Below are 23,127 nucleotides of genomic sequence, written 5' to 3'. Positions count from 1 at the left end.
CAAATATACATCCTTTTTTCAGTTCTACAAAAGTTTTAATGAAAAAAATTAAAAATTTTATTTTTAACCTTTTCTTTACACAAAAAATAGTTTCTTTGTGTTAAAATTTAAAAACACTTAACTATTTATATGTCATTCAACTTCAAAAAATGGAACACCCTACTAGGTTGGGTTACTTTTTTTATTGCACTGGTTGTTTATTCACTAACCGTTGAACCTACAATGAGTTTTTGGGATTGTGGAGAATACATCTCTACTTCTGCTAAACTAGAAGTAGGACACCCACCAGGAGCTCCTTTATATCAAATGCTCGGAGCTTTCTTTTCCATGTTTGCAATTAACAAAGAAAATATTGCTTTAATGGTAAACATGATGTCAGTGGTATCAAGTGCATTTACTATCTTATTTCTATTCTGGTCCGCAACAATTCTTTTAAGAAAATTTATTAGTTCTGAGAAAGAATTAAACAAAACCAATAGCATTGCTATTTTAGGAAGTGCTTTTGTAGGAGCATTAGCTTTCACTTTTTCCGATAGTTTTTGGTTTAATGCTGTAGAGGCAGAAGTATATGCAATGGCTACCTTCTTGATTTCTATTTTATTTTGGCTTGGACTACGCTGGGAAGCAGACATGGATCAACCAAAAGGAAATCGCTGGTTATTACTAATAGCATTAGTAGTAGGATTATCGTTTGGTGTTCACTTTATGGCTTTATTAACCATTCCTTCTATTGGGTTTTTATATTATTTCAAACACTATAAAAACGTAACAATAAAAGGCTTTATAATTGCTAATATTGTAGTAATTTCTGTATTATTATTCATATTCAAATTACTATTACCTTGGACAATGACTTTCTTTGGAGCCACCGAAGTCTTCATTGTAAATAACATAGGACTCCCTTTTAATTCAGGAACTATCCTAGCTACTGTAATTTTAATTGCTTTTTTCTACTTTGGATTAAAATATACTCAACAAAAAGGAAAGGTTCTTTTTAACACTATTCTTCTAGCCATCTTATTCATATTCGTAGGTTTTTCAACTTGGTTAATGCTTCCTATTCGTGCTAATGCAGATACTCCTATCAACGAAAACAAACCATCAGACGCTCGGGAGCTTTTAGCATACTATAACCGCGAACAATATGGAGAACAAAAACTCTTCTATGGCCCTCAGTTTTCAGACACTTATGCCGGATTAGATGAAAACAACCCGTATTTAGATGAAAAACCTAATTATGAACGTGATTATAAGACTGGTAAATATGTAATTGTAAATGACTACAAAAATGCTATTCAAAATACAGATGATAATCATAAAGCAATATTACCTCGTCTATGGAGTAGTGAACATAATGTAAATTATATGAAATTCACTTCACCTCTTGAATTTTCAGTAAAAGAAGAATACAATCAAGAACAAGAATTACTACAAGTTGTATCTGAGTTCAGAAATGCTTTTAGAGCTGGAAAATTAGATTTAGAAGATTACGATAAATTCTTAAAGTCATATGGAGAATACTTAAATATCGAAAAACCTAGCACTTTTGACAATCTTAGATTTATGATTGAATATCAGTTTGGGTATATGTATTGGAGGTATTTAATGTGGAATTTTACAGGACGCCAAAATGACGAACAAGGAAATTATGACCTGAAAGATGGAAATTGGTTAAGTGGTATATCATTACTTGATAATGCACGCCTTACAAAACAAGATAATTTACCTGCTGATTGGAAAAATAATAAAGGACGAAATGTATATTATTTTATTCCATTTATCTTAGGATTGATGGGGTTCTATTTCCATGCTAAAAAAGATTTAAAATCTTTTTACGTTTTACTCTCTTTATTCTTATTCACAGGTTTAGCACTTAAAATATATTTGAATGAGCGTCCTTTTGAAGTTCGTGAACGTGATTATGCCTTAGTGGGTTCTTTTTATGTATTTGCAATTTGGATAGGTCTAGGTGTTTATGCTCTTTTTGAATCTATCAAACAATACATACAACCTAAAATTGCACTACCTATAAGCCTAACAGTTTCTTTATTAGGAGCACCTGTTTTAATGGCCTCCGAAAACTGGGATGATCATGACCGCTCAAACAAATACACCGCTGTAACAGATGCTAAAGCATATTTAGATTCTTGTGATAAAAATGCAATCTTATTTACTATTGGTGATAATGACACTTTCCCTTTATGGTATGTACAAGAAATAGAAGGCTATAGAACAGATGTAAGAATTGTAAATACTAGTCTATTAATGACCGATTGGTATATTGATTCTATGCGTAAAAAAGCATATGAATCAGACCCTATTCCTTTATCTTTTGAACACAAAGATTATGTTGATGGCAAACGTGATTACCTAATTTATGAAGAAAGAACAAAAGATCGAATCAGTATTGATGAATTTATGGAATTCGCCCATAGTGATGACCCTAGAACGTTAATTGAATTAAGAAACGGTCAGAAAGTACAGTTTTATCCAACTAATAAAATTAGAATCCCTGTAGACAAAAAATCAGTAATTTCTAATAAAATAGTAAATCCAAAAGACAATGATTCTATTGTTCCATATATTGATATTGATATTAAAGGAGGAGCTTTATACAAAAATCGTCTTATGATGTTAGATATTGTCAGAAAGAATAACTGGAAACGTCCTATTTATTTCTCAACAGGAGCTTTTGGTGATGATGACTATATATGGATGAAAGAGTATTTACAGTTAGATGGTATGATCTACAAATTAGTTCCTATTAAAACACCTCTTCCTAAAGAAGCATATAATTTTGATATGGGACAAATGGATACTGATAAAACATACAATATTTTTACTAAATTACAATGGGGCAATGGAGATAGCCCTTCTATCTATCACGATCCACAAACACGTAAAAATTGTATTTCATATCGTACCCATATGGCACGTCTAATGACGAACTTAATTAATGAAGGAAAAACAGCTAAGGCTGAAAAGATAATTGACTTGGCTTTATCAAAAACACCTATCGAATATTATGGATTTTATAGCTTAATCGATCCTTTTGCGGAAGGTTATTACAAACTGGGAAAAAAGAAAAAGCACACGAAATAATAAAGAAAATAGCGTTAAAATATCAAGATGAATTACGCTATTATAGCGAATTGCCTCAAAGTGATCAACGTCAATTCTTTGCTAGTGACATTTATACGGATTTAATGCGTTACAAAGGATTACTAGAAATCACTAGAACATACAAAGACAAAGAATTTCATAATCAAGAAAAAGAAGCTTTCAACAATCTTAATAAACGCTTCCCTTTCTTTGAAGTAGAAATGGAATAAAATCAGTAAGGGCATCTCAGTGTTCTAAAAACAAAAAATGTATATTGAACACTGAGTTCTCCTTACCAAAAACTAAAAAGCAAAATGTTTTATTGGATAAAAACACATCGTTTGATTAAATGGCTATTTAATAATCAAATATGGTCTATTCCTAATAAATCTAAAACCATTTACCTCACTTTTGATGACGGTCCTACTCCTGACGTTACAGAATGGGTTTTAAACCTTCTAAAAGAAAACAATATCAAGGCAACTTTTTTTCTGTATTGGAAAAAACATAATACTTTACCCAGGAATTTTTAAAAGAATCTTAAAGGAAGGCCATACGGTAAGCAATCATACTTATAATCATAAGAACGGATGGAAAACTAATTTTCAAGACTATATCGAAGAGGTTTATTTATGTGAAAGAGCAATCTCTGATTTTCAAAACAATAAACAGAATTTTGCATACCCAAAACTATTTCGTCCTCCTTATGGAAAAATCACACCTAAACAATCTAAATTTCTTCGTAGTAAAGGTTATAAAATTATAATGTGGGATATATTAACAGCTGATTTTGATCCATCTATTAGCAATGGTGAATGTATAAAAAATGCTACCCAAAAAGTAGAACCAGGTAGCATTATTGTCTTTCATGATAGCCAAAAAGCTTATCATCATTTAAAAAATTGTCTTCCAAAAGCTTTAGCTTTTTATAAGAAAAAAGGCTTTACTTTTGATGTTATAAGAAATTAAAACTGTTCTTGGACAAGATTAATAATAGTATTAGCATCTAATTCACCTGACTGACGCCATTTCATTTGCCCATCTTTATAAATCATCAAGGTCGGTAATCCTTTTATACGAAGTGCTTCTGCTAATTCTTGATTTTTATCCACGTCAATCTTTATCACTTTGGCCTTATCTCCTAATGCTGCTGCTACATCTTTTATAACAGGGTGCATAGACTGAGAAGCTTCGTTCCAATCAGTATAAAAATCAATTAAAACAGGAACATGAGCACCTATTAACTCACCAAATTTTGACATATACGTACTTTTTAAATACAATTTGCATTACAAATATACTATTTTTAGTGATTTATGCTAATTTTTGAGACTTTTTTAACTGAATGACTGTTATTTCTGGCATAATACCTACTCTTCCTGGATATGCATGAAATCCAAACCCTCTATTTACATAAATATAACGACCTAAATATTCATAACAACCCGCCCATTGTTTATACATATACTGTGCTAAACTCCATTTAAAATAACCTGGAATTTCTATTCCAAATTGCATTCCGTGTGTATGTCCACTTAATGTTAAATGAAATTTCTTATCATGGTGCTTCACTACTTCTTCCCAATGACTTGGATCATGACTCATCAAAATTTTAAAATCCGCTTCTGTTAATCCTTCTGATGCTTTATCTATATCACCTATCATCCCAAAATGTTTCCCCCAATTTTCAACTCCGACTAAAGCGAACTCTTGATCTCCTTTACGAATCTTAATATGTTCATTTAATAACAATTTAAAATCTATTTGTTTATGCAATCCTTTTATTGCTTCAAAATTTTGAACTTTTGCCTCTTGTGAATCCCACTCTACATAAGCTCCATAATCATGATTTCCTAAAACAGAAAATTTACCAAAACGATGTTCTTTAATACCCTTAAAAGTAGAAATCCAAGGGTACATTTCTTCTGCTTTTGCATTTACTATATCACCTGTAAACAATAAAATATCAGAATCTTGCCTATTAATCAAGTCAATTGCATGCTGTATTTTTTCTGGATCATCAAAACTACCAGAATGAATATCTGAAATATGGGTAATTGTAAACCCATCAAAAGCATCTGGCAAATCATCAAAAAATAAATTTTGCTTAAAAACTTTAAAATTATATTTCCCTTTTGTAACGCCATAAATCAATGATAAAAAGGAATTGCAGCCATTCCTAAAGCTACTTGGCTAACAAATTTTCTTCTTTCAGGTAAAAAAGTATTTCGGCTATCATATTCAATAAAGTAATTAGTAACCCCTGAAATAAAACGAAAAACATCTTCGCCAAACATAAAAAGAGCTAAAACAATTTTTGGCAAATAAACTGTAAGCAACAAACCAAGCGCAAACAAACTTTGCTTTGTTTGTCCTACCTTACGATCAAAATTAAAAACGGTATAAAATATAAATATATAAATTAATACACTTATGCCTACTCCTCCCCAAAATATCCATTTTGAACGAATTAAAGTTCGAAAGGCTTGCAATGAATAAATTTCTACAAGTAACAATAAAACCGCAACCACTATAAATCGAAACAACATCTTAAATCATTTTCAAGCAAAGTAACAAAATCATGTTTAAGTTTCTATTACCTTTTAACAGAACTTTCATATTTTAAAACTAAAATAAACTTCTGCTAATTCACAAAACACTCATTACCAGAAACATGTATTCTAATCAAAACTACACAAATCAAAACTAAAGCTATTGTTTAGGAGAGATAACCAGATGAGATCTAAAAAATAAATTGTAAACCTAGGTTAATATCTAACAATATTTCATTATTTAATTTCTATTGAAAACAAATTTAGAAGTAAGTTTGTTTTCTATTTCTTTTAGAAATAAACTCACTTCTAAACATGTTTACACCCATCAAAAAATAAAAACCTACTAATTCACGAACAAAGATCCTTCTTTCAAAAAAATAACAATTAGATTATTACAATTTATGCAATAGAAAAATTATAGTAAATGAACTAAAATAATTTATATGTCATTAATCTCTATTATTAAGTAAAAAAATAAAATTATTAAGGTAAAATATTTTTAATCATAAATTCTCTATTTAACAATTAAGGTCATATTAGGAGTTATTATTGCATCCGTTGTACCTCCTGTGTAACGTTGACCATAAACTTCTATATAATCATTATTAGAGAGTTCTACAGAAGCATTTAAAGGCAAAACAACTATATCATTAGTCGCCAATCCTCTTCCATATATCTTATACTGAGAAATAACGGTACCATTCTTAGCAATATAAATTATATAGGTTCCAACAGCTGGCACTTGAAAAGAAATTGAGCCACTTACTTGAAAGATTCTTTTCTTTTTCCCTGAGTATCGCAATCTATTACTTACTCCACTATCTGTAGTAAATCGGAATAAATTAGTAGAAGTTGAGACTCCTTGAATCTTCACAATATTACTAGGATTAGAAGTATTAAATGATGTAGAGGCACCACTCCCTACAGGATAATCAACTGCAAAATCACCAACTGCTGAAGCATCAGTTTCGGTTGGAATACCAGGACAACGAACATTCCAATTATTGTTAAAATTATAGCCTGTATAACCTCCCACCGTATAAGAATTAACATACTTACCTGTTGTAAGAGTTCCTGTAAAAACAGTGGATTCTAATGTTGCATCACCTGTAATAACGGGATTTGAAGAGACATCAAATCCTATACTCGCTCCTGTAACTTCACTAAACCCTCCTTGTTTTGCAGCTAATGAAAATGTACCATTTAATTTTTCATATATTCCTCCATTATTACTAAACCAGCCTGTATTACTAAGTAGTAATCTTGCTACATTTTCATAAACTACTCCATTTGCATTTCCATAATATTGAACAATGCTCAAAAAAACGATTGAAAAATTCTTTAACACACCAACAGATGTAGAACTTGCTACTATACAATCTCTAAAAATAAGACTTGCCGTTCCTCCTCCATCTATATTAAAAACATTTCCAGAAGGAGCTGATAAAGTTAAAATCCTAATACTTCCTCCTGTAGTACCTACAAAAAGATCCCCTGAAGACCTTATTAACTTATCCTCTCCTGAATCTTGACCACTGACATAAGCATTATTTATTTCTATTGGAAAATTTAGATTGATTGTACCATTTATTTCATATAAAGTTGCTGAATCTAAAAGATATTTAGAACCTCCACCAGCACTAAGTTCATCTGCTAAAACAGTAGCTAAAACATCTGTAGACTTTATTAATTTATATTTTAGACGACCATCTGAATTTGTATTAATTCTGACCCAACTTACAGATGTTGTATCATAAAAGTAAAGTGATTTTAAATCCGTATCATAGACAAACAATCCGTTTGCAGGACTGACAATTGCCAACCTTTGAGCTGTTGTCATTCTAGGGGTTAGCATTCCTTTATCACTAGATACTATATCTAAAATAGAACTAGCATCAGGTGTCATTGTACCAATTCCTACTTGAGCTAAAAAATTAGTGCTTACAAATAGGAAAAACAACAAGTAGGTAATCAATGGTTTCTTTAGGGCTTTTATTTTTTCCATTATTACATAAATTAATTTCAAATATTTAGAACTACTTATAAAATTAACTCTTTTTTTTTATAGAATAAAATAATCATCCTAAAAAAACAAAAACTTAACACACCATTTATAGCCATATCACAAAAAAATCAAATAAGATTTATAAAATCTTATTTTGTAATTAAGTTCAGTATGTAACAAGTTTTGTATTTTTGAATGCTTACAAAATAATAATCATGTCAACACAAAAACGTTTATTTCTTCTTGACGCTTACGCGCTTATTTTTAGAGGTTATTATGCTTTCATTAAGAACCCTAGAATTAACTCTAAAGGATTAGACACTTCAGCCATTATAGGCTTTATGAACTCCTTAATGGATGTTATCAAACGAGAAAAACCTGATCATTTAGCAGTAGCATTTGATAAAGGAGGTAGTAATTATCGTTTAGAAATGTTTACCGAATACAAAGCTAATAGAGATGAAACTCCTGAAGCAATAAAAATTGCAGTACCTTATATACAAGAAATCCTAAACGCCATGCACATACCTATTATAGAGGTTAACGGATATGAAGCTGATGATTTAATAGGAACTTTAGCAAAAAAAGCAGAAAAGGAGGGGTATCAGGTATTTATGGTTACACCTGATAAAGACTTTGGACAATTAGTTTCTGAAAACATTTTTATGTACCGTCCTTCACGCGCTGGAAACGATATTGAAATCTGGGGAATAGAAGAAGTAAAAGCAAAATTTGAAGTACAAGATCCTTTACAAGTTATTGACTTTTTAGGAATGATGGGAGATGCTGTAGATAATATTCCTGGCTTACCTGGAGTAGGAGAAAAAACAGCCAAAAAATTATTAGCTGAATATGGCTCTATGGAAAACCTTTTAGCCAACACAGATCAGTTAAAAGGAAAAATGAAAGAAAACATTGAGAACAATAAAGAAAAGGGAATTCTTTCTAAAAAATTAGCCACCATCCTACTAGATTGCCCTGTAGAATTTGACGAAGAAAGTTTTGAACTTTCTAAACCCGATATTGAAAAAACAGATGCTCTATTTCAAGAATTAGAGTTTCGCCAGATGAAAGCTCAGTTTGACAAGCTTTTTGGAGGAGGAAAAGAATATGACGAAATAGACACTAATGATTCTTCTACTAAAAAAGTTCAAAAAAAACGCCTGAAAATCAAATGGATTTATTTGGTTTTTCCGACCAAGAAAACAATGAACCTACTTCAGGTTTTCAATACACAAATCTAGAAAACACACCTCATTTTTACCAAATAGTAAATGGCAATTTACCTACGAACTTACTACTACAAAATCTATTACAACAAACGGCTGTATGTTTTGACACTGAAACAACAGGAATAGACACAACAAATGCTGAATTAGTTGGTCTAGCTCTTTCATGGGAAAAAGGAAAAGGTTTTTATATTCCTTTCCCGGAAAATCAGGATGAAGCCAAAGAATTAATTCATAAATTCAAACCTTTTTTCGAAAATGAATCTATTACTAAAATAGGACAAAACATTAAATACGATTTAAAAATTTTAGCTAATTACGAAATTGAAATAAAAGGGCCTTTATTTGACACAATGATAGCCCATTACTTAATCAATCCTGATATGCGTCATAATATGGATGTATTATCAGAAACATACTTACAATACAGTCCTAAACCCATCGAGGCTTTAATTGGAAAAAAAGGAAAAAATCAACTATCAATGCGTCAAGTAACACTGGAAAACATTAAAGAATACGCTGTAGAAGATGCTGATATTACATACCAATTAAAGGATCATTTTCAACCTATTTTAGAACGAGTGGGCACTAAAAAACTATTTGATGAAATAGAAATTCCCCTTGTACAAGTTTTAGCCGATATGGAACGAGAAGGCATTAACCTAGATCAAGAGTTCCTAAAACTAATGTCTTTAGACATGCTAAAAGAAATTGAAACAATTGAAAATAATATATACGAACAAGCTGGTCAAAAATTTAATTTAGCTTCACCTAAACAATTAGGAGATATCCTTTTTGAAAAACTTCAAATTGGAGGAACAAAACAAAAAAAAACAAAAACAGGACAATATGCAACAGGCGAAGAAGTACTAAGCTATCTTGCTAATGAACACAAAATAGTACAAGACATCCTAGAATGGCGTCAGCTTGTAAAATTAAAAAGTACTTACGTAGATGCTCTCCCCCAACAAGTTAACCACAAAACAGCGCGTGTACACACTGATTACATGCAAACAGTGGCAGCCACAGGAAGATTAAGCTCAAACAATCCTAACCTACAAAATATCCCTATAAGAACAGAAAGAGGTCGTCAAATTCGAAAAGCTTTTATTGCACGTAACGAAAACTACACTTTACTTTCTGCCGATTATTCACAAATTGAGTTACGCATTATAGCGGCACTTTCTGGTGAAGACACTATGATTAATGCTTTTCAAAACAATGAAGACATTCATAAAAGTACTGCCGCAAAAGTTTTTAACGTTACGTTAGATGAAGTAACAAAAGAACAACGTAGTAACGCGAAAACCGTAAACTTTGGAATCATCTATGGCGTTTCTGCATTTGGCTTAAGCAACCAAACTTCATTATCAAGAAAAGAAAGTGCTGAGCTAATTGATGCTTATTACAAGACCTACCCTAAACTAAAATCATACATTACAAATCAAATTGATTTTGCACGCGAAAATGGATACGTTGAAACCATCTCAGGTCGTCGTCGTTACTTAAAAGATATTAATTCAGCGAATGCTGTAGTACGTGGTGCAGCAGAGCGTAATGCCGTAAATGCTCCTATACAAGGAAGTGCCGCTGATATCATTAAGATTGCAATGATCAATATTCACAAACGTTTGAAGGAAGAAAACTATCAATCAAAAATGTTACTACAAGTTCATGACGAATTAGTATTTGATGTACATAATTCAGAATTAGAAAAAATTCAACCTATGATCAAAGAAGAAATGGAAAATGCTTTTAAACTTACAGTTCCATTAGAAGTAGAAATTGGATTAGGAAAAGACTGGTTGGAAGCCCATTAAAAAGTATCGTTTAATGTGAATTTGTGTAAGTCTAAAGTCACAAATTATAAAGTTTGAAAGTGTAAAGTTTTGCGTCCGTAAAGAAAGAGTCTCTTCAGAAAAACAAAGAACCAACACTCAGTTTATGACTTTAAAGCTAGGGGAATCTCAGAATCAAAATTATGTGATTTGCTTCACAACCGATACACTAATCTGTTTCGTGTGCCTTCTAGATAAAACAAAACCAGCAATTTTAAAAGAGTTGCTGGTTTTATTATGTAAGAGAGGATTCTAATAAAAAAGCAAGAGCCATTCATAGTTAAATTACAGTTGGTTGTTAGAAAGCTTATGGATTAAATTTGTTTACTTGATCCACGCGAAAGAATTTGGGGAGCCTTTAGATTTGCTCTTTGAAAAATTATATATGTTATAATTTTAAATTTCTATTTTTGAAATGAGAAACAATACGAAAAGCGAACTTCGTTTTTAGTATGGTTTCAATAAAATCAATAAACAAAGAAATAAATAAGATTCATCTATTTATGAGTTAGCAGATATTTTTTAAAAACCTATATGAGAAAAAACATTTACTTACTATTTTTAATTTTCACTTTTACAACATTTATTGCGCAAGTAAATCCGAATTACAATAGTGTTAGAGGTTACTATAAAAGTAACGGAACTTATGTTGAGCCATATAACCGAACTAATCCTAATAACACAAATACCGACAATTACTCAACTCGTCCTAATATCAATCCTTGGACTGGCAAACGCGGAACCATAACGCCAGATTATGAATATAATACAAAAACAAATTATAATTATTCTAATAACAACAATTCGAACACAAATACATACAAAGAATTAAATTCTTCTGTTAGTGTGTATTCAAATTACGGTGAATCTGGTTATATAAAAATTTGGATTGATGGAGTTTATGCAGGTTATTTAGAAAGCCATTTCAAAACAGGAACTCCTAATTGTGGACAAGACGGCACAATAAAACTTCCTATAACAAGCGGAAGTCATAGTTATATTGCGAAGGACAATGCAGGATTTAAGTGGTCTGGTAATTTTAATACCTCACCAAATAGTTGTTTTTCACTTGGTTTAAACACATCTGCCGAAAGAAGATTTGAATTAGGAAAAATTAACGCAAAAGAAAATTATCAAATACCCTTCCTAAATTATGTTGTACCATTTACTATGACTGCTTTAGATTTGCAACTTGGTGCAGTTACAACACTAACAATTGATTTGTTTCCGCCAAGTATTAATAAATCAGGCGATAAAAACTTTGATAAAGGATACCGTAGAATTGCAAGGAAAAAGAAAATAATCACTACGCTGATAAGTTTCGGTTTAGGTGCTTTAACAAATATTGGACTAAAAGAAGCCACTAAAAGACCAAACCAATGAAAAATAAAAAACTGGTGCTAACACTAAGGTTTCGTTGCGTGCTAAGCACGAACGATGAAACCGATGTTGAATGAAACCGATTGAAACAAGAACTTCTTCTTGTAAGGTGATTTCCAAGCCTTACATTTGGCTATCAAATCGGGAACTCCTAATATATTAATTGTTCGTTTGATGCTGTAAACCAACATAATCAGGCTGTGTATCCTTTTCATTATTATTTTCTTGGTCAGGTTGAGCTACAATCGTGGTGATGTTGTTATTTGTGCAGGTTTCTATCTCTCTTCCTGTGTGATAGCCTTTGTCGTCTAAAACGGTAAAAGGTAACTGCTTCTAGGTTTTCTTTGGCTTCCAAAGCTATGGTTAAAAGTGTATTTTTGTCCTTTCGATTAATGGTGTGAGTGGCAACTACTAAGTTATGTATGCTATCAACCGCTGTTTGTATCGAAAAGCCACTGCATTTCGATATTGCGAATATATTCTTTTCTAACTTTCTTGAGCTACGCATGTTGTTTAAATATCCATATAAATAGATTTTAAGAAACACTTCGGTTTTTTAAAGTAACGGGCGTAAATCCAATTTTTTCAAGATCAATAAACTCTACAAATGCTTCTATAAAACATACAGGATTATCAAAGCTTATTTTGTCTTCTAAGCTGAACAAATGTAACTGATTACGGGAGATTCCTTGGATGTGTTGCCTATTTAAAAATGCTAAAACTTAATTTTTTCAACAAACTATTTTAGCTATATTTGACAGAGTTTGTGAAGTTTTTTCACAGACTGACGTTAGAAGTAATGTTAAAAAAACGAAGTCTATAAGTATCAGGAACAAAAAATATTGAGTTAATGAAAATAAAACTTAAACTTTTAGTCCTCACATTATTTGCTATTATAATTACAAGTTGTGACCCACCCCACTACATTGATTTTATTAATAATAGTGATTCAATAGCTAAAGTGAGATTAAATTTAAAATCAAAAGTTGAAAGTTTTGATTTAGAAGAAATAGCAACTGGTGATTCAATCGTTTTTAATTTAAAGTCAAAAGATACAGCTAACATTCATTTTGGAATTGGAGAGTGGTCTGATATTAGTATTGAAGAAGTAACTAAATCAGTAAAAAGTATTGAAATTGAAACTCAAGAAATTAAAACCATATATAAAACTGAAAACTCAATAAAAAATCTTTTGAAAAAAAAACAAACACGGTTTTTTCTTTAAAACTAAAATCAAAATCGAGATAGAATAAACACTACTACTAACCGCAGTAACTGTTGTACAACTACCATTTTTAAAATAAAACTTCAAAAAAGCATATCTTAAAACCTCTTTTAAAAGGTTTTAAAAGAGGTTTTATTTTTAGGCACTCAAAGTAACTTGCTATATTCTTGGCATAATCAGCATTTCGGGTCAGTTTTTGATGCGTTTTATGGTAGTATTCCTTGTGTATGCTGTCGTCTATCTTTTGAACTTGGTGGTTTTTCCACAACATTAAGCTCTTAAGGGACAGTTTTTACAGTCGGGTTCACTGCTTCGATAGGTGGGCTAATGGTACTGTGACAAGGTAATTCTTTATCAATATCGTAGCCTAAAAATAATCGGATAGACAAACTATCTGAGTAATAAGGAAATCAGTCCTGTATCACTATCAATATTGTTTAAATAACCAATCAATAAAATCTTGAAAACACCACAGGATCAATGCTTTCCTGACCTTCTGTACCATAATAGCCTTACGTGGCTTTTCGTAAAAAATGAAAATCTATGGATTCTTCTAAAGTTCTGTAAAAATTATCCTTTGCCTAAATTGACTGTGGTAAATAACTTGGGGGTAAATCTCTTTGTGACTTGTATAATTAAATATACAAAAAATAGTATATTTGAGTTGTGCAACAGGCACAGTGGTTTAGCAATATGACGGCCGAAATGCTTCTAAGACAATTTGGTGTTTAAAGTGAAGATTACACTTTCTACTCGTACTCTACTTGAAAAGCTGCCACATCGCCAAGCAGCAAAACGTTAGGCGATATTGAAAAAAAAACGGAAAAGATTGACTAAATTTTACAAAAAAATATTTAAATTGAAAAAAATAATTATATATTCAAAATAACACTTATAATCTCAATAATATTTATTGGCATTTTAATTATTCTTCTTAATTCTACTTTTGGAAACTATACTGCAACTGTTTATGATTTATTTTTAAACCCTTTCTTGTTTTTCATTTACTTTACTCTATCATTGATTTTTATTAATTGGACAAAAAAACATCTACAAAACAAATACATTTACTTATTATTTATTCCACTTATTTTTACATTATCAGCATATTTATGGAAACAAAACTTCCATAAGAATATATATTTGAAAGCTATTATGGAAGAATCAAAAGGTTCATTAATAACCTTATTTGACGATAATACTTTTGAAATAAAAATTCAATATCAGCATGGTGCTGATTACAAAAAAGGAAATTATAAGAAAAAGGCAAGGAAATATTTTTAAAAGAAAACGACATCACTAATATTACAGATAGTCTTTTCACACAAAAATATTACATTCTGAAAAACGAAAACCTAATTGCTTTGGATAATAAAAATTTTAAACCGTTAACTATACTAAAGCCTTAAAGAATATTATGTTCATTACAGAGTTAGTAGAACAATATTACCTATTTGAGTAGACTACCCTGCACGTTAAGAACAAGGAGAGCCTCTCACACCACCGACCAGATCGCGCAGTAATAACACAAAGTTATTCTCAACACAAACGTTAGCGCGATTTTGTAAATCGTGGCACAACAGTTAGGCGCACTGTATATGAAAACAAGCCAAAACAGATGGCGCAGGTTTATACTCTCAGTTCCCGTGTAACGGATGTCATTAAGTTGATAAATATCCTAATCCCAGTTTAGTGAGATCTAACAGCTTTTAAAAACCTGTTAGGTCTGAAATAGAAATAACTAGTTGAATTAAGTTCCTTTAAGGTAAGGACGTTGCGCACGAATCTCTAGGATGCATAACTAAACAAATTAAGTCAACAAGCCTTCTAAAATAGCACAATATTTTTTGTCTGTAAGCCAAGTATTTATTTTAAAAATGTAAATAAATTCATATTTTTAAATCCTAATATGCAAAACTTAAAAACTAAAACTATGGCATCCACATCAGAAACAGGACACGCAAAAAATGTTGCAAATTTTCAAGATTTAATTTCATTTTGTCAAGGCTACGGCGCCACTTACAATCCAACCAAAGACAGCCTTAAAATTCCACAATTGCAAAGTCTGTATCAAACCGCAAACGAAAAAATAGCATCGGTCAAAACCGCAAAAACCAGTTTTGATAATGCGACTAACGACCGAAAAACCAGTTTTTCAGACCTCAAACCCTTGGCTACAAAAATTATCAATGCTTTTGCCGTTTCAGGTGCCGATAATTTAGCCCTAGCCGATGCAAAAGCAGTCAACAAAAAAATACAGGGTTCCAATAGTAAAAGTACCAATAGCGCAAAAGCCAATACTGAAAATCCACCAACGACCACCAGTATTTCTACATCACAACAATCTTACGACCGCCTGATAGACCATTTCGCTAATCTAATTCAGGTTTTAGAACAAAACACCGCATACAATCCAAACGAAACGGAATTACAAGTGGCTTCGCTACAAACCAAATTAGGGGCTTTGCAAACCAAAAACACCAATTTAATCAATAGCTATACGCAATATAGCAATGCAATGATTGATAGAAACCAAACACTTTATAGTCCTTTAGCAGGGTTAATACAAACTGCCAAAGAAGTAAAACTGTATATAAAAAGTATTTTTGGTGCCAACAGTCCGCAATACAAACAAGTAAGCGCCATCGAGTTTTCTAAAGTAAGATAAAGCCATACAGCCCCTAAAGTAGTTTTTAAAATTGCAGTAGGGGTTTTCTTTTTTACAACCGTGAAGTATAAAATTTGTAACAGGGTTTTCAAAATAGATACAGCGGTTTATACTTTTAGCACAGCGGTTTATACTTTTCGTACATCGGTTAATACTTTTAGTGCATTGGTTTATAGTTTTAGTACAGCGGTAATTGTAAAAGGTTCAAAGATCTTTTATGATTGCAAAGCTATCAAATCGGTGGAAATCTGTGATATTTGCACCAATTCTTTTGGTTTGCCTTTTAAGCTAATTATTTCGAACAGTGATGTAAGTGTGTACTAAAATCATCCGCTTCTTAAAAATGAAAGACTGTAACAGACGTTTATAGTTGATGTTAAGTGGTTAGTTTAGGGTGTTTTTTTAAAATAAGGATCTTCTGATCTCAAAGTATTGTGTTTGTGTTACAATGCAAATTAGTCTCTGAATTAAGGTAGTCAATAGTAAAAAACTGCAACTATTTGATAAGCAGTAAAAAAGAAAATTACCAATCCTATTTGCTTTATAAATAAATAATTGTACTTTTGCGCTCCCTTAATTGGGAATGGAATGTTTAATTAAAAAGTAATTATTGTGAACACATTAAGCTACAAGACAGTATCAGCAAACAAAGCCACTGCAGATAAACAGTGGATTGTTGTAGACGCTGAAGGTCATAACTTAGGTCGTCTTGCATCAAAAGTTGCTATGCTTTTAAGAGGTAAGTACAAACCAAGTTATACGCCACACGTGGACTGTGGAGATAATGTAATTATTATCAACGCGGAAAAAATTAACCTTACTGGTAACAAACTAGACGATAAAGTATACGTTCGTCACACTGGTTACCCAGGAGGACAAAGAACATTAACAGCAAAAGTAATGCAACAAAAAAACCCTGCATTATTAGTAGAAAAAGCTGTAAAAGGAATGTTACCTAAAAATAAATTAGGTGCTCAATTATTCCGTAATTTGAGTGTAAATGTAGGTCCAGGGCACAAACATGCTGCTCAAACACCTAAAACCGTTAACCTAAACGATCTTAAGTAATGGGAGTTATTCACAAAATCGGTAGAAGAAAATGTGCTGTGGCACGTGTTTATGTATCAGAAGGTACAGGAAACATCACTGTAAACAAAAAAGCATTTGAAACTTACTTCCCTACTGCGACTTTACAGTATAAAGTTATGCAACCATTAGCAATGACTGACAACGCTTCAAACTTTGACGTAAAAATCAACGTTTATGGTGGTGGTACAACAGGTCAAGCAGAAGCTGTACGTATGGCTATTGCTCGTGCTATGTGTGAAGTAGGAGAAGGTAACAGAGCTATCTTAAAGCCTGAAGGATTATTAACTCGTGATCCTCGTATGGTTGAACGTAAAAAATTCGGTCAGAAGAAAGCTCGTAAGAGATTCCAATTCTCTAAACGTTAATATTTATTATTATTTATTAAAAAAACTAAGTTATGTTGCTTTTCCGTGCTGAGGCCGGAGATTAGTTTAGCATCTAAATGGGTTAAGATTACAGAATATATTCTAATCTAAATTTAAAACACATTGCTAATTCAACAGAACGTAAACTATTTCTAAAATGGCAAATAAAGTAGAAGTTAAAGAATTACTAGAAGCAGGTGTTCACTTTGGACACATGACTAGAAAGTGGGACCCAAACATGGCTCCTTACATCTACATGGAGCGTAATGGTATCCACATTATCAACCTATATAAAACTGCAGCTAAAATTGAAGAAGCGAATGAAGCTTTAAAGAAAATCGCTGCATCTGGTAGAAAAAATTTTATTCGTTGCTACCAAAAAACAAGCAAAAGATATCGTAGCTGAGAAAGCTAAAGCGGCTAACATGCCTTACATCACTGAAAGATGGCCAGGTGGTATGTTAACTAACTTCGTTACGATCCGTAAAGCTGTTAAAAAAATGGCTTCTATCGACAGAATGAAGAAAGACGGTACATTTGACACTTTATCTAAAAAGAAAAGTTACAAATCGAGCGTTTACGTGCTAAGTTAGAAAAAAACTTAGGATCTATCGCTGATATGTCAAGATTACCAGCTGCATTATTTGTAGTTGATATCAAAGCTGAACACATCGCAGTAAAAGAAGCTCAAAAATTAAACATTCCTGTATTTGCAATGGTAGATACTAACTCTGACCCTCGTCAAGTTGATTATGTTATCCCTGCAAATGATGACGCTTCAAAATCTATTGATAAAGTTTTATCATTAGTAACTGCTGCTATCACTGAAGGTTTATCTAACAGAACTTCAGAAAAAGAAGTAGAAGCAACTGAAGAAGTAAAAGCAGCTCCTGCAGCTACAACTTCTGAAGAATAATATTTCCAATTCCAATCGCAGTTCCAAATTCCACAGAATTATTTAATTTAATAATTTATTAAAATTGGAATTTGGGGTTAGCCGGTTGGAATTTTTTACTTTTTAAAAATTATTAAATTTATTAAAATAAAATAGTATGTCAACAATCACTGCTGCAGACGTAAATAAATTAAGACAAATTACAGGTGCCGGAATGATGGACTGTAAAAAAGCATTGACTGAAGCTAATGGAGACTTCGATTTAGCTATCGAAAACTTACGCAAAAAGGTCAAAAAGTAGCCGCTAACCGTTCTGACAGAGAATCTACTGAAGGAGCTGCTATTGCTGCTGTAAACGCAGATAAAACAGTTGGTGTAGTTATTACATTAAACTGCGAAACTGACTTCGTAGGAAAAAATGAAGGTTTCGTAAAATTAGCTACTGATTTAGCAAACCAAGCTTTAGTATACGCTACTAAAGAAGAATTATTAGCTTCTGATTTTGGAGGTATCACTGTAGCTGACAAATTAATTGAACAAACAGGTGTAATCGGTGAAAAAATTGAAATCGGTTCTTTCGAAAGATTAGAAGGCGCATTCATTGGTTCTTATATCCACGCTGGAAATAAAATTGCTACTTTAACAGCTTTATCTGCAAATGTAGACGGTGCTGAAGAAGCTGCAAAAAGCGTTTCTATGCAAGCTGCTGCAATGAATCCAATTGCTTTAAATGAAGAAGGTGTTGACGCTGCTTTAATTGAAAAAGAAATTGAAATTGCAAAAGACCAATTAAGAGCAGAAGGAAAACCAGAAGCAATGTTAGACAATATTGCCAAAGGTAAATTAAACCGTTTCTTTAAAGACAATACTTTAATAAACCAAGACTTCATTAAAGACAGCTCTATGAGCGTTGCTCAGTATGTTAAAACAGTTGATGCTAACTTAACTGTTACTGGTTTCAAAAGAGTTGCATTAGGATAATCTCCTAAAAAACACTATAACTTAAAAGCCCCTCAAATAGGGGCTTTTTTTATTACTTTTCATGAAAAACAAAATACATTTTTTTAACTGTTTCCCCTACAAAAACACACTCTTTTAACAACTTAAGCAGAATTATTATTAAATAAAAAATAAATATTGTTTAATTATTACTTTTAAATATCTGTTTTTTTGATTAAATTTAACAGTATATTAACCAAAAACACACGCTTATGTCAGATTTTTTACAACAATTCGGTGAGGATTTAAAAAGTAATGTACCAGGTTTTATTGCAGTAGCAATAGCAGAAATTAAAAGCGGTATATCGTATTACACACTATCAACAAATCCAGATTTTGACCCTGAATTAGCTTCGGCCTTTAATCTAGAAGTCGTAAAAGCTAAGTTAAATGCTATAAATGCCCTTGGTCTTAATGAAGAGATAGAAGATATTATGATCAATCTAAAAAGTCAGATTCACATCATAGACATATCCGATAATAATGAATACTTCATATACTTAGCGGTTGACTCAAGAAAAGCCAACCTAGGAATGACCAAAGCTTTATTAAACAAATATAAAAAGGACATCACAAAAAAAATGTAACACTCTTGTTTCAACTAGGCATTCAACAATAACTGAATGCCTAGTCTTAATCAAATCAGATTTTCTCAAAAACAATCTTAACTAAAGCTATAAAAAACACTTCATTTCAATTTTATTATTAAAAACAAAAACTCTGACAATCATTTTATAATTAAAAGCCCTTTTCTTTTTGTTCATAAAAATAAACTTTCAAAACCACTGGTACTACAATCTAAAATCTATTAAATTATAATTATTGTTTCTTAAACAAAGTACAAACATAACTTACAAGTAATATTCTACGCTAATTTTAAACATAATAAAACCTTTTCAGTATGTTTAAAGGAAATAGTCTAAAAAACTAAAAAAAACATTATTTTCCACAACTTACATCTTAAAAACAGTCTTTTTACAAATAAATCTTATTTAGAAATAGTAAAAATTAACAAAAGTAGAATTTTTTCTACAGGTTTAAAAAAACAAAAAATCAGATTACTAATTAATTTTACTTTGAAATTTAACCCTTAATACTTATTTATATGTCAGATTTTTTAAAACAATTTGGAGAAGATCTTAAAAACAATGTACCAGGATTTTTAGCTGTTGCAGTCGCAGAAATCAAAAGTGGAATTTCATATTACACATTATCTTCTAATCCGGATTTTGACCCTGAATTAGCTTCTGCTTTTAACTTAGAAGTAGTAAAAGCTAAATTAAATGCCATTAGTGCTTTAGGTCTAAACGAAACGATTGAAGATATTATGATCAACCTAAAATCCCAAATCCACATTATTGATATTTCTGAGAATAATGAATATTTTATTTATTTAGCTGTAGATTCAAATAGAGCCAACTTAGGAATGACGAAGGCTCTACTAAATAAATACAAAAAGATATTACTAAAAAAATGTAATATACCGCTATCAAATCAACTCCCATAAACCATCTTCCTACAGATGGTTTTTTTTATTTTTAAAAATCAAAAAAAACACATAGAAAGCTTTCTACAATTAATATTTGAATACCCGCTCATATTATCGTATATTTGAAGGCATAAACTATACTCTTAAAATACTCATATATGTCTGATTTTTTAAAACAATTTGGAGAAGACCTTAAAAAAAACGTACCTGGTTTTATTGCAGTAGCAATTTCAGAAATTAAAAGCGGAATTTCATACTATACATTATCAGCAGATCCAAATTTTGATCCTGAATTAGCTTCTGCTTTTAACTTAGAAGTAGTAAAGGCTCAATTAAATGCGATTAATGCACTAGGGTTAAATGAAACGATCGATGACATTATGATCAATTTAAAATCTCAAATTCATATTATTGATATTTCTGAAAATAATGAGTATTTTATTTACCTAGCTGTAGACTCTAACAGAGCGAATCTAGGGATGACAAAAGCTTTATTAAACAAATACAAAAAAGATATTACTAAAAAAATGTAATAATATTCTCCCAATCTAAACCATCTCAAAGAGATGGTTTTTTATTTCTGAAAAACTCTTACAAAAGATATCCACTTATCTTCATAAAAACAATAAAACCTCCGTATGTATCTAAATAACAATACATTATAAAATACACACAAAGTCTAATATTTAAATACATCACTTTTGGGGATAAAAAAGTCAATCTAAAGTAAATTACAAAGCAAAACTTATTTAGAAAAAATAAAAATTAAGACCAAAAAATCTTTTTTCATTTATTGTTTTCAAAAAAAAGATTTTATTATATAACTTTGTGTTATAAACTTAACCCCTATATTTATTTAAAATGTCTGATTTTTTAAAACAATTTGGAGAAGATCTTAAAAGTAATGTCCCTGGATTTTTAGCTGTCGCTATTGCAGAAATTAAAAGCGGAATTTCATATTACACATTATCTGCTGATGCTGATTTTGACCCTGAATTAGCATCTGCTTTTAATTTAGAAGTAGTAAAAGCCAAATTAAATGCAATTGAGGCTTTAGGACTAAATGAAACCATAGAAGATATCATGATTAACTTAAAATCTCAAATTCATATCATAGATATTTCTGAGAATAGCGAATATTTCATTTATTTAGCCGTAAATTCAACAAAAGCAAATCTAGGAATGACCAAAGCTTTGCTAAATAAATACAAAAAGATATTACTAAAAAAATGTAAAACATTTAATACTTAATTTCTTTAAATAATAGGCTGTAAAGGATCTTTTACAGCCTATTTTATTTAAAATGCTATAAAGCAAACGATTCTGCTTAGACTACTCTAGAAAAATAAAGTTTAACAAAAACAGAAAGTCTAGACTGTAATATAATTATTTACACTTAATTGATATGAACCTCAGAAAAAGCAGATTCTTTAGAATCTAATTACTAAGTATTTATCTTTTTTAGTATCTTTGACTTACCCCTTTCTTCCCCAATATTTACTATTCAATCTACTTACTGTAGTAAAACTAAACTTTTAATAATATTTATTGAAAGATCAATTTTATAAAATCAAATAGCCGCATGAAAAAAAACATTTTCCTTTTGTCAACACTCATTATTATTGGATGTAAAACAAATAATAAATCCGATGAAAAAAGCGAAGTATCAAAATCTTCTCCTTCAAAAGAAGTAGCAACTACAACTGATGAGACTAATAATGAAAAAGACGCTTCATATTTAGTTCCTTCTGAAAAAGAAAAATTTCCTTTCATCATCGACCAAAAAGTTTATGATGAATTAAACGATTCTGAAAGTCAATACATTGCTATTAAAGACACTAATGTTATCAATAAACTATTAATTCCAGTTTATAAAAAGGAGCTTATTTCACTAAATAATAATCCAGATTTACTAACAGACTATACCTTTGCTAAGATTGGAGAAAGAAAAATTAAAGATTTTAAAATCACATTCTTTACAGCTAGCTATCATGGAGATGGTGATTTTGTTACAACTTTTGCTAATGTAACAAAAGAGGGCTCTAATAAGATTATAGATTCAAAAAAAAGTATGTGATTACCATTCTTATCTAGGAGGAGACCAACTAATGACTCTAGTAATGGATAAAACAGGTAAAATGGAGGTAACTACTATAATTGACAAAAACAAACCTACTATAAAACATTTAATAATTGAAAATAACGGAAAAATAGTGAGTAAAAAATAACACTAAATCTATAGCTTACTATTCCGGAAAATAAATATATCAGGAATAGTAAGCTTTAAT

General features: G+C 30.9%; 15 protein-coding genes and 7 pseudogenes. 18 read left to right on the top strand and 4 right to left on the bottom strand.

The features are described 5' to 3' along the window. The first annotated feature begins 129 nt into the window (after positions 1 to 129). The 4 genes and pseudogenes from JJC03_RS07620 (at position 130) to JJC03_RS18745 (ending at position 4,071) form a co-directional block, all read left to right on the top strand. Positions 130 to 3,332: pseudogene (locus JJC03_RS07620) on the top strand (glycosyltransferase family 117 protein). An 84-nt stretch (positions 3,333 to 3,416) separates the two neighbouring features. Continuing rightward, positions 3,417 to 3,635, top strand: coding sequence for a polysaccharide deacetylase family protein (locus JJC03_RS18755; protein WP_309597770.1), 219 nt, complete (start codon positions 3,417 to 3,419; stop codon positions 3,633 to 3,635). After that, positions 3,574 to 3,804, top strand: a pseudogene (locus tag JJC03_RS18750) (polysaccharide deacetylase family protein); the annotation flags it as partial. The gene JJC03_RS18755 and the pseudogene JJC03_RS18750, both read left to right, overlap by 62 nt. Positions 3,805 to 3,867: 63 nt before the next feature. Continuing rightward, the gene (locus JJC03_RS18745; RefSeq protein ID WP_309597769.1) at positions 3,868 to 4,071 is read left to right on the top strand and encodes a polysaccharide deacetylase family protein; all 204 of its coding nucleotides are present in this window, start codon (positions 3,868 to 3,870) and stop codon (positions 4,069 to 4,071) included. On the opposite strand, the gene JJC03_RS07610 is transcribed toward JJC03_RS18745, so the two are convergent. The 3 genes and pseudogenes from JJC03_RS07610 to JJC03_RS07600 all read right to left on the bottom strand — a co-directional run bounded on the left by JJC03_RS07610 (position 4,068) and on the right by JJC03_RS07600 (position 7,662). Next, entirely contained in the window at positions 4,068 to 4,364 is a 297-nt protein-coding gene (locus JJC03_RS07610; RefSeq protein ID WP_088398220.1) for a thioredoxin family protein, read from the bottom strand. The genes JJC03_RS18745 and JJC03_RS07610 overlap by 4 nt on opposite strands. 52 nt (positions 4,365 to 4,416) lie before the next feature. Next, positions 4,417 to 5,651 (bottom strand): annotated as a pseudogene (locus tag JJC03_RS07605) (metallophosphoesterase). 520 nt (positions 5,652 to 6,171) lie between these two features. Next, positions 6,172 to 7,662: a phage tail-like protein gene (locus JJC03_RS07600; RefSeq protein ID WP_088398218.1), complete on the bottom strand. Its 1,491-nt coding sequence runs from the start codon at positions 7,660 to 7,662 to the stop codon at positions 6,172 to 6,174. A gap of 215 nt (positions 7,663 to 7,877) precedes the next feature. On the opposite strand from JJC03_RS07600, the pseudogene polA reads away from it, so the two are divergent. From polA to JJC03_RS07585, 3 genes and pseudogenes are all read left to right on the top strand, one after another. Continuing rightward, positions 7,878 to 10,711: pseudogene (polA, locus tag JJC03_RS07595) on the top strand (DNA polymerase I). A gap of 552 nt (positions 10,712 to 11,263) precedes the next feature. Beyond that, positions 11,264 to 12,112: a hypothetical protein gene (locus JJC03_RS07590; protein ID WP_235874271.1), complete on the top strand. Its 849-nt coding sequence runs from the start codon at positions 11,264 to 11,266 to the stop codon at positions 12,110 to 12,112. Between the two features lie 847 nt (positions 12,113 to 12,959). Next, positions 12,960 to 13,334, top strand: coding sequence for a hypothetical protein (locus JJC03_RS07585; RefSeq protein WP_235874270.1), 375 nt, complete (start codon positions 12,960 to 12,962; stop codon positions 13,332 to 13,334). Between the two features lie 323 nt (positions 13,335 to 13,657). Here the strand turns inward: JJC03_RS07585 and JJC03_RS19415 are convergent. After that, positions 13,658 to 13,967, bottom strand: a pseudogene (locus JJC03_RS19415) (transposase); the annotation flags it as partial. 522 nt (positions 13,968 to 14,489) lie between these two features. Between JJC03_RS19415 and JJC03_RS17625 the strand changes: the two are divergent. The 11 genes and pseudogenes from JJC03_RS17625 to JJC03_RS07535 all read left to right on the top strand — a co-directional run bounded on the left by JJC03_RS17625 (position 14,490) and on the right by JJC03_RS07535 (position 22,916). Next, positions 14,490 to 14,618 (top strand): hypothetical protein, encoded by a 129-nt coding sequence (locus JJC03_RS17625; protein WP_258932555.1) that lies wholly within the window; start codon positions 14,490 to 14,492, stop codon positions 14,616 to 14,618. Positions 14,619 to 15,267: 649 nt separating this feature from the next. Further along, a complete protein-coding gene (locus JJC03_RS07580) occupies positions 15,268 to 16,002 on the top strand; it encodes a hypothetical protein (RefSeq protein WP_235874269.1) in 735 nt (244 codons plus the stop codon). A gap of 612 nt (positions 16,003 to 16,614) precedes the next feature. Further along, positions 16,615 to 17,070: a 50S ribosomal protein L13 gene (gene rplM / locus JJC03_RS07575; protein ID WP_088399494.1), complete on the top strand. Its 456-nt coding sequence runs from the start codon at positions 16,615 to 16,617 to the stop codon at positions 17,068 to 17,070. Next, entirely contained in the window at positions 17,070 to 17,456 is a 387-nt protein-coding gene (gene rpsI, locus JJC03_RS07570; protein ID WP_088392417.1) for a 30S ribosomal protein S9, read from the top strand. Before rplM ends, rpsI begins: the two co-directional genes overlap by 1 nt. Before the next feature lie 157 nt (positions 17,457 to 17,613). Next, a pseudogene (rpsB, locus tag JJC03_RS07565) lies at positions 17,614 to 18,372 on the top strand (30S ribosomal protein S2). Positions 18,373 to 18,508: 136 nt separating this feature from the next. Next, positions 18,509 to 19,332: pseudogene (tsf, locus tag JJC03_RS07560) on the top strand (translation elongation factor Ts). 230 nt (positions 19,333 to 19,562) lie between these two features. Next, a complete protein-coding gene (locus JJC03_RS07555; protein ID WP_088399488.1) occupies positions 19,563 to 19,937 on the top strand; it encodes a hypothetical protein in 375 nt (124 codons plus the stop codon). A gap of 518 nt (positions 19,938 to 20,455) precedes the next feature. Next, positions 20,456 to 20,857 carry a hypothetical protein gene (locus JJC03_RS07550; protein ID WP_235874268.1) on the top strand — a complete coding sequence of 134 codons (402 nt, stop codon included), beginning with the start codon at positions 20,456 to 20,458 and terminating at the stop codon, positions 20,855 to 20,857. 140 nt (positions 20,858 to 20,997) lie between these two features. Next, positions 20,998 to 21,372 carry a hypothetical protein gene (locus JJC03_RS07545; protein WP_088399484.1) on the top strand — a complete coding sequence of 125 codons (375 nt, stop codon included), beginning with the start codon at positions 20,998 to 21,000 and terminating at the stop codon, positions 21,370 to 21,372. A 328-nt stretch (positions 21,373 to 21,700) separates the two neighbouring features. Beyond that, on the top strand, positions 21,701 to 22,090 hold the full coding sequence (locus JJC03_RS07540) for a hypothetical protein (RefSeq protein WP_235874267.1): 390 nt from the start codon (positions 21,701 to 21,703) through the stop codon (positions 22,088 to 22,090). Between the two features lie 331 nt (positions 22,091 to 22,421). Then, entirely contained in the window at positions 22,422 to 22,916 is a 495-nt protein-coding gene (locus JJC03_RS07535; protein ID WP_235874266.1) for a hypothetical protein, read from the top strand. Positions 22,917 to 23,127 lie beyond the last annotated feature (211 nt).

The sequence above is a fragment of the Flavobacterium oreochromis genome (genome assembly GCF_019565455.1).
In the GTDB taxonomy this organism is placed as follows: Bacteria; Bacteroidota; Bacteroidia; order Flavobacteriales; family Flavobacteriaceae; genus Flavobacterium; species Flavobacterium oreochromis.
This window is presented reverse-complemented; position numbering and strand designations above follow the sequence as displayed.

Excerpts from the sequence above, each read along its gene's own strand:
- JJC03_RS18755 (WP_309597770.1), top strand. The coding sequence starts at position 3,417 with ATGTTTTATTGGATAAAAACACATCGTTTGATTAAATGGCTATTTAAT.
- JJC03_RS18745 (WP_309597769.1), top strand. The coding sequence starts at position 3,868 with ATGTGGGATATATTAACAGCTGATTTTGATCCATCTATTAGCAATGGT.
- JJC03_RS07610 (WP_088398220.1), bottom strand. The coding sequence starts at position 4,364 with ATGTCAAAATTTGGTGAGTTAATAGGTGCTCATGTTCCTGTTTTAATT.
- JJC03_RS07600 (WP_088398218.1), bottom strand. The coding sequence starts at position 7,662 with ATGGAAAAAATAAAAGCCCTAAAGAAACCATTGATTACCTACTTGTTG.
- JJC03_RS07590 (WP_235874271.1), top strand. The coding sequence starts at position 11,264 with ATGAGAAAAAACATTTACTTACTATTTTTAATTTTCACTTTTACAACA.
- JJC03_RS07585 (WP_235874270.1), top strand. The coding sequence starts at position 12,960 with ATGAAAATAAAACTTAAACTTTTAGTCCTCACATTATTTGCTATTATA.
- JJC03_RS17625 (WP_258932555.1), top strand. The coding sequence starts at position 14,490 with ATGGAAGAATCAAAAGGTTCATTAATAACCTTATTTGACGATAATACT.
- JJC03_RS07580 (WP_235874269.1), top strand. The coding sequence starts at position 15,268 with ATGGCATCCACATCAGAAACAGGACACGCAAAAAATGTTGCAAATTTT.
- rpsI (WP_088392417.1), top strand. The coding sequence starts at position 17,070 with ATGGGAGTTATTCACAAAATCGGTAGAAGAAAATGTGCTGTGGCACGT.
- JJC03_RS07555 (WP_088399488.1), top strand. The coding sequence starts at position 19,563 with ATGTCAGATTTTTTACAACAATTCGGTGAGGATTTAAAAAGTAATGTA.
- JJC03_RS07550 (WP_235874268.1), top strand. The coding sequence starts at position 20,456 with ATGTCAGATTTTTTAAAACAATTTGGAGAAGATCTTAAAAACAATGTA.
- JJC03_RS07545 (WP_088399484.1), top strand. The coding sequence starts at position 20,998 with ATGTCTGATTTTTTAAAACAATTTGGAGAAGACCTTAAAAAAAACGTA.
- JJC03_RS07540 (WP_235874267.1), top strand. The coding sequence starts at position 21,701 with ATGTCTGATTTTTTAAAACAATTTGGAGAAGATCTTAAAAGTAATGTC.
- JJC03_RS07535 (WP_235874266.1), top strand. The coding sequence starts at position 22,422 with ATGAAAAAAAACATTTTCCTTTTGTCAACACTCATTATTATTGGATGT.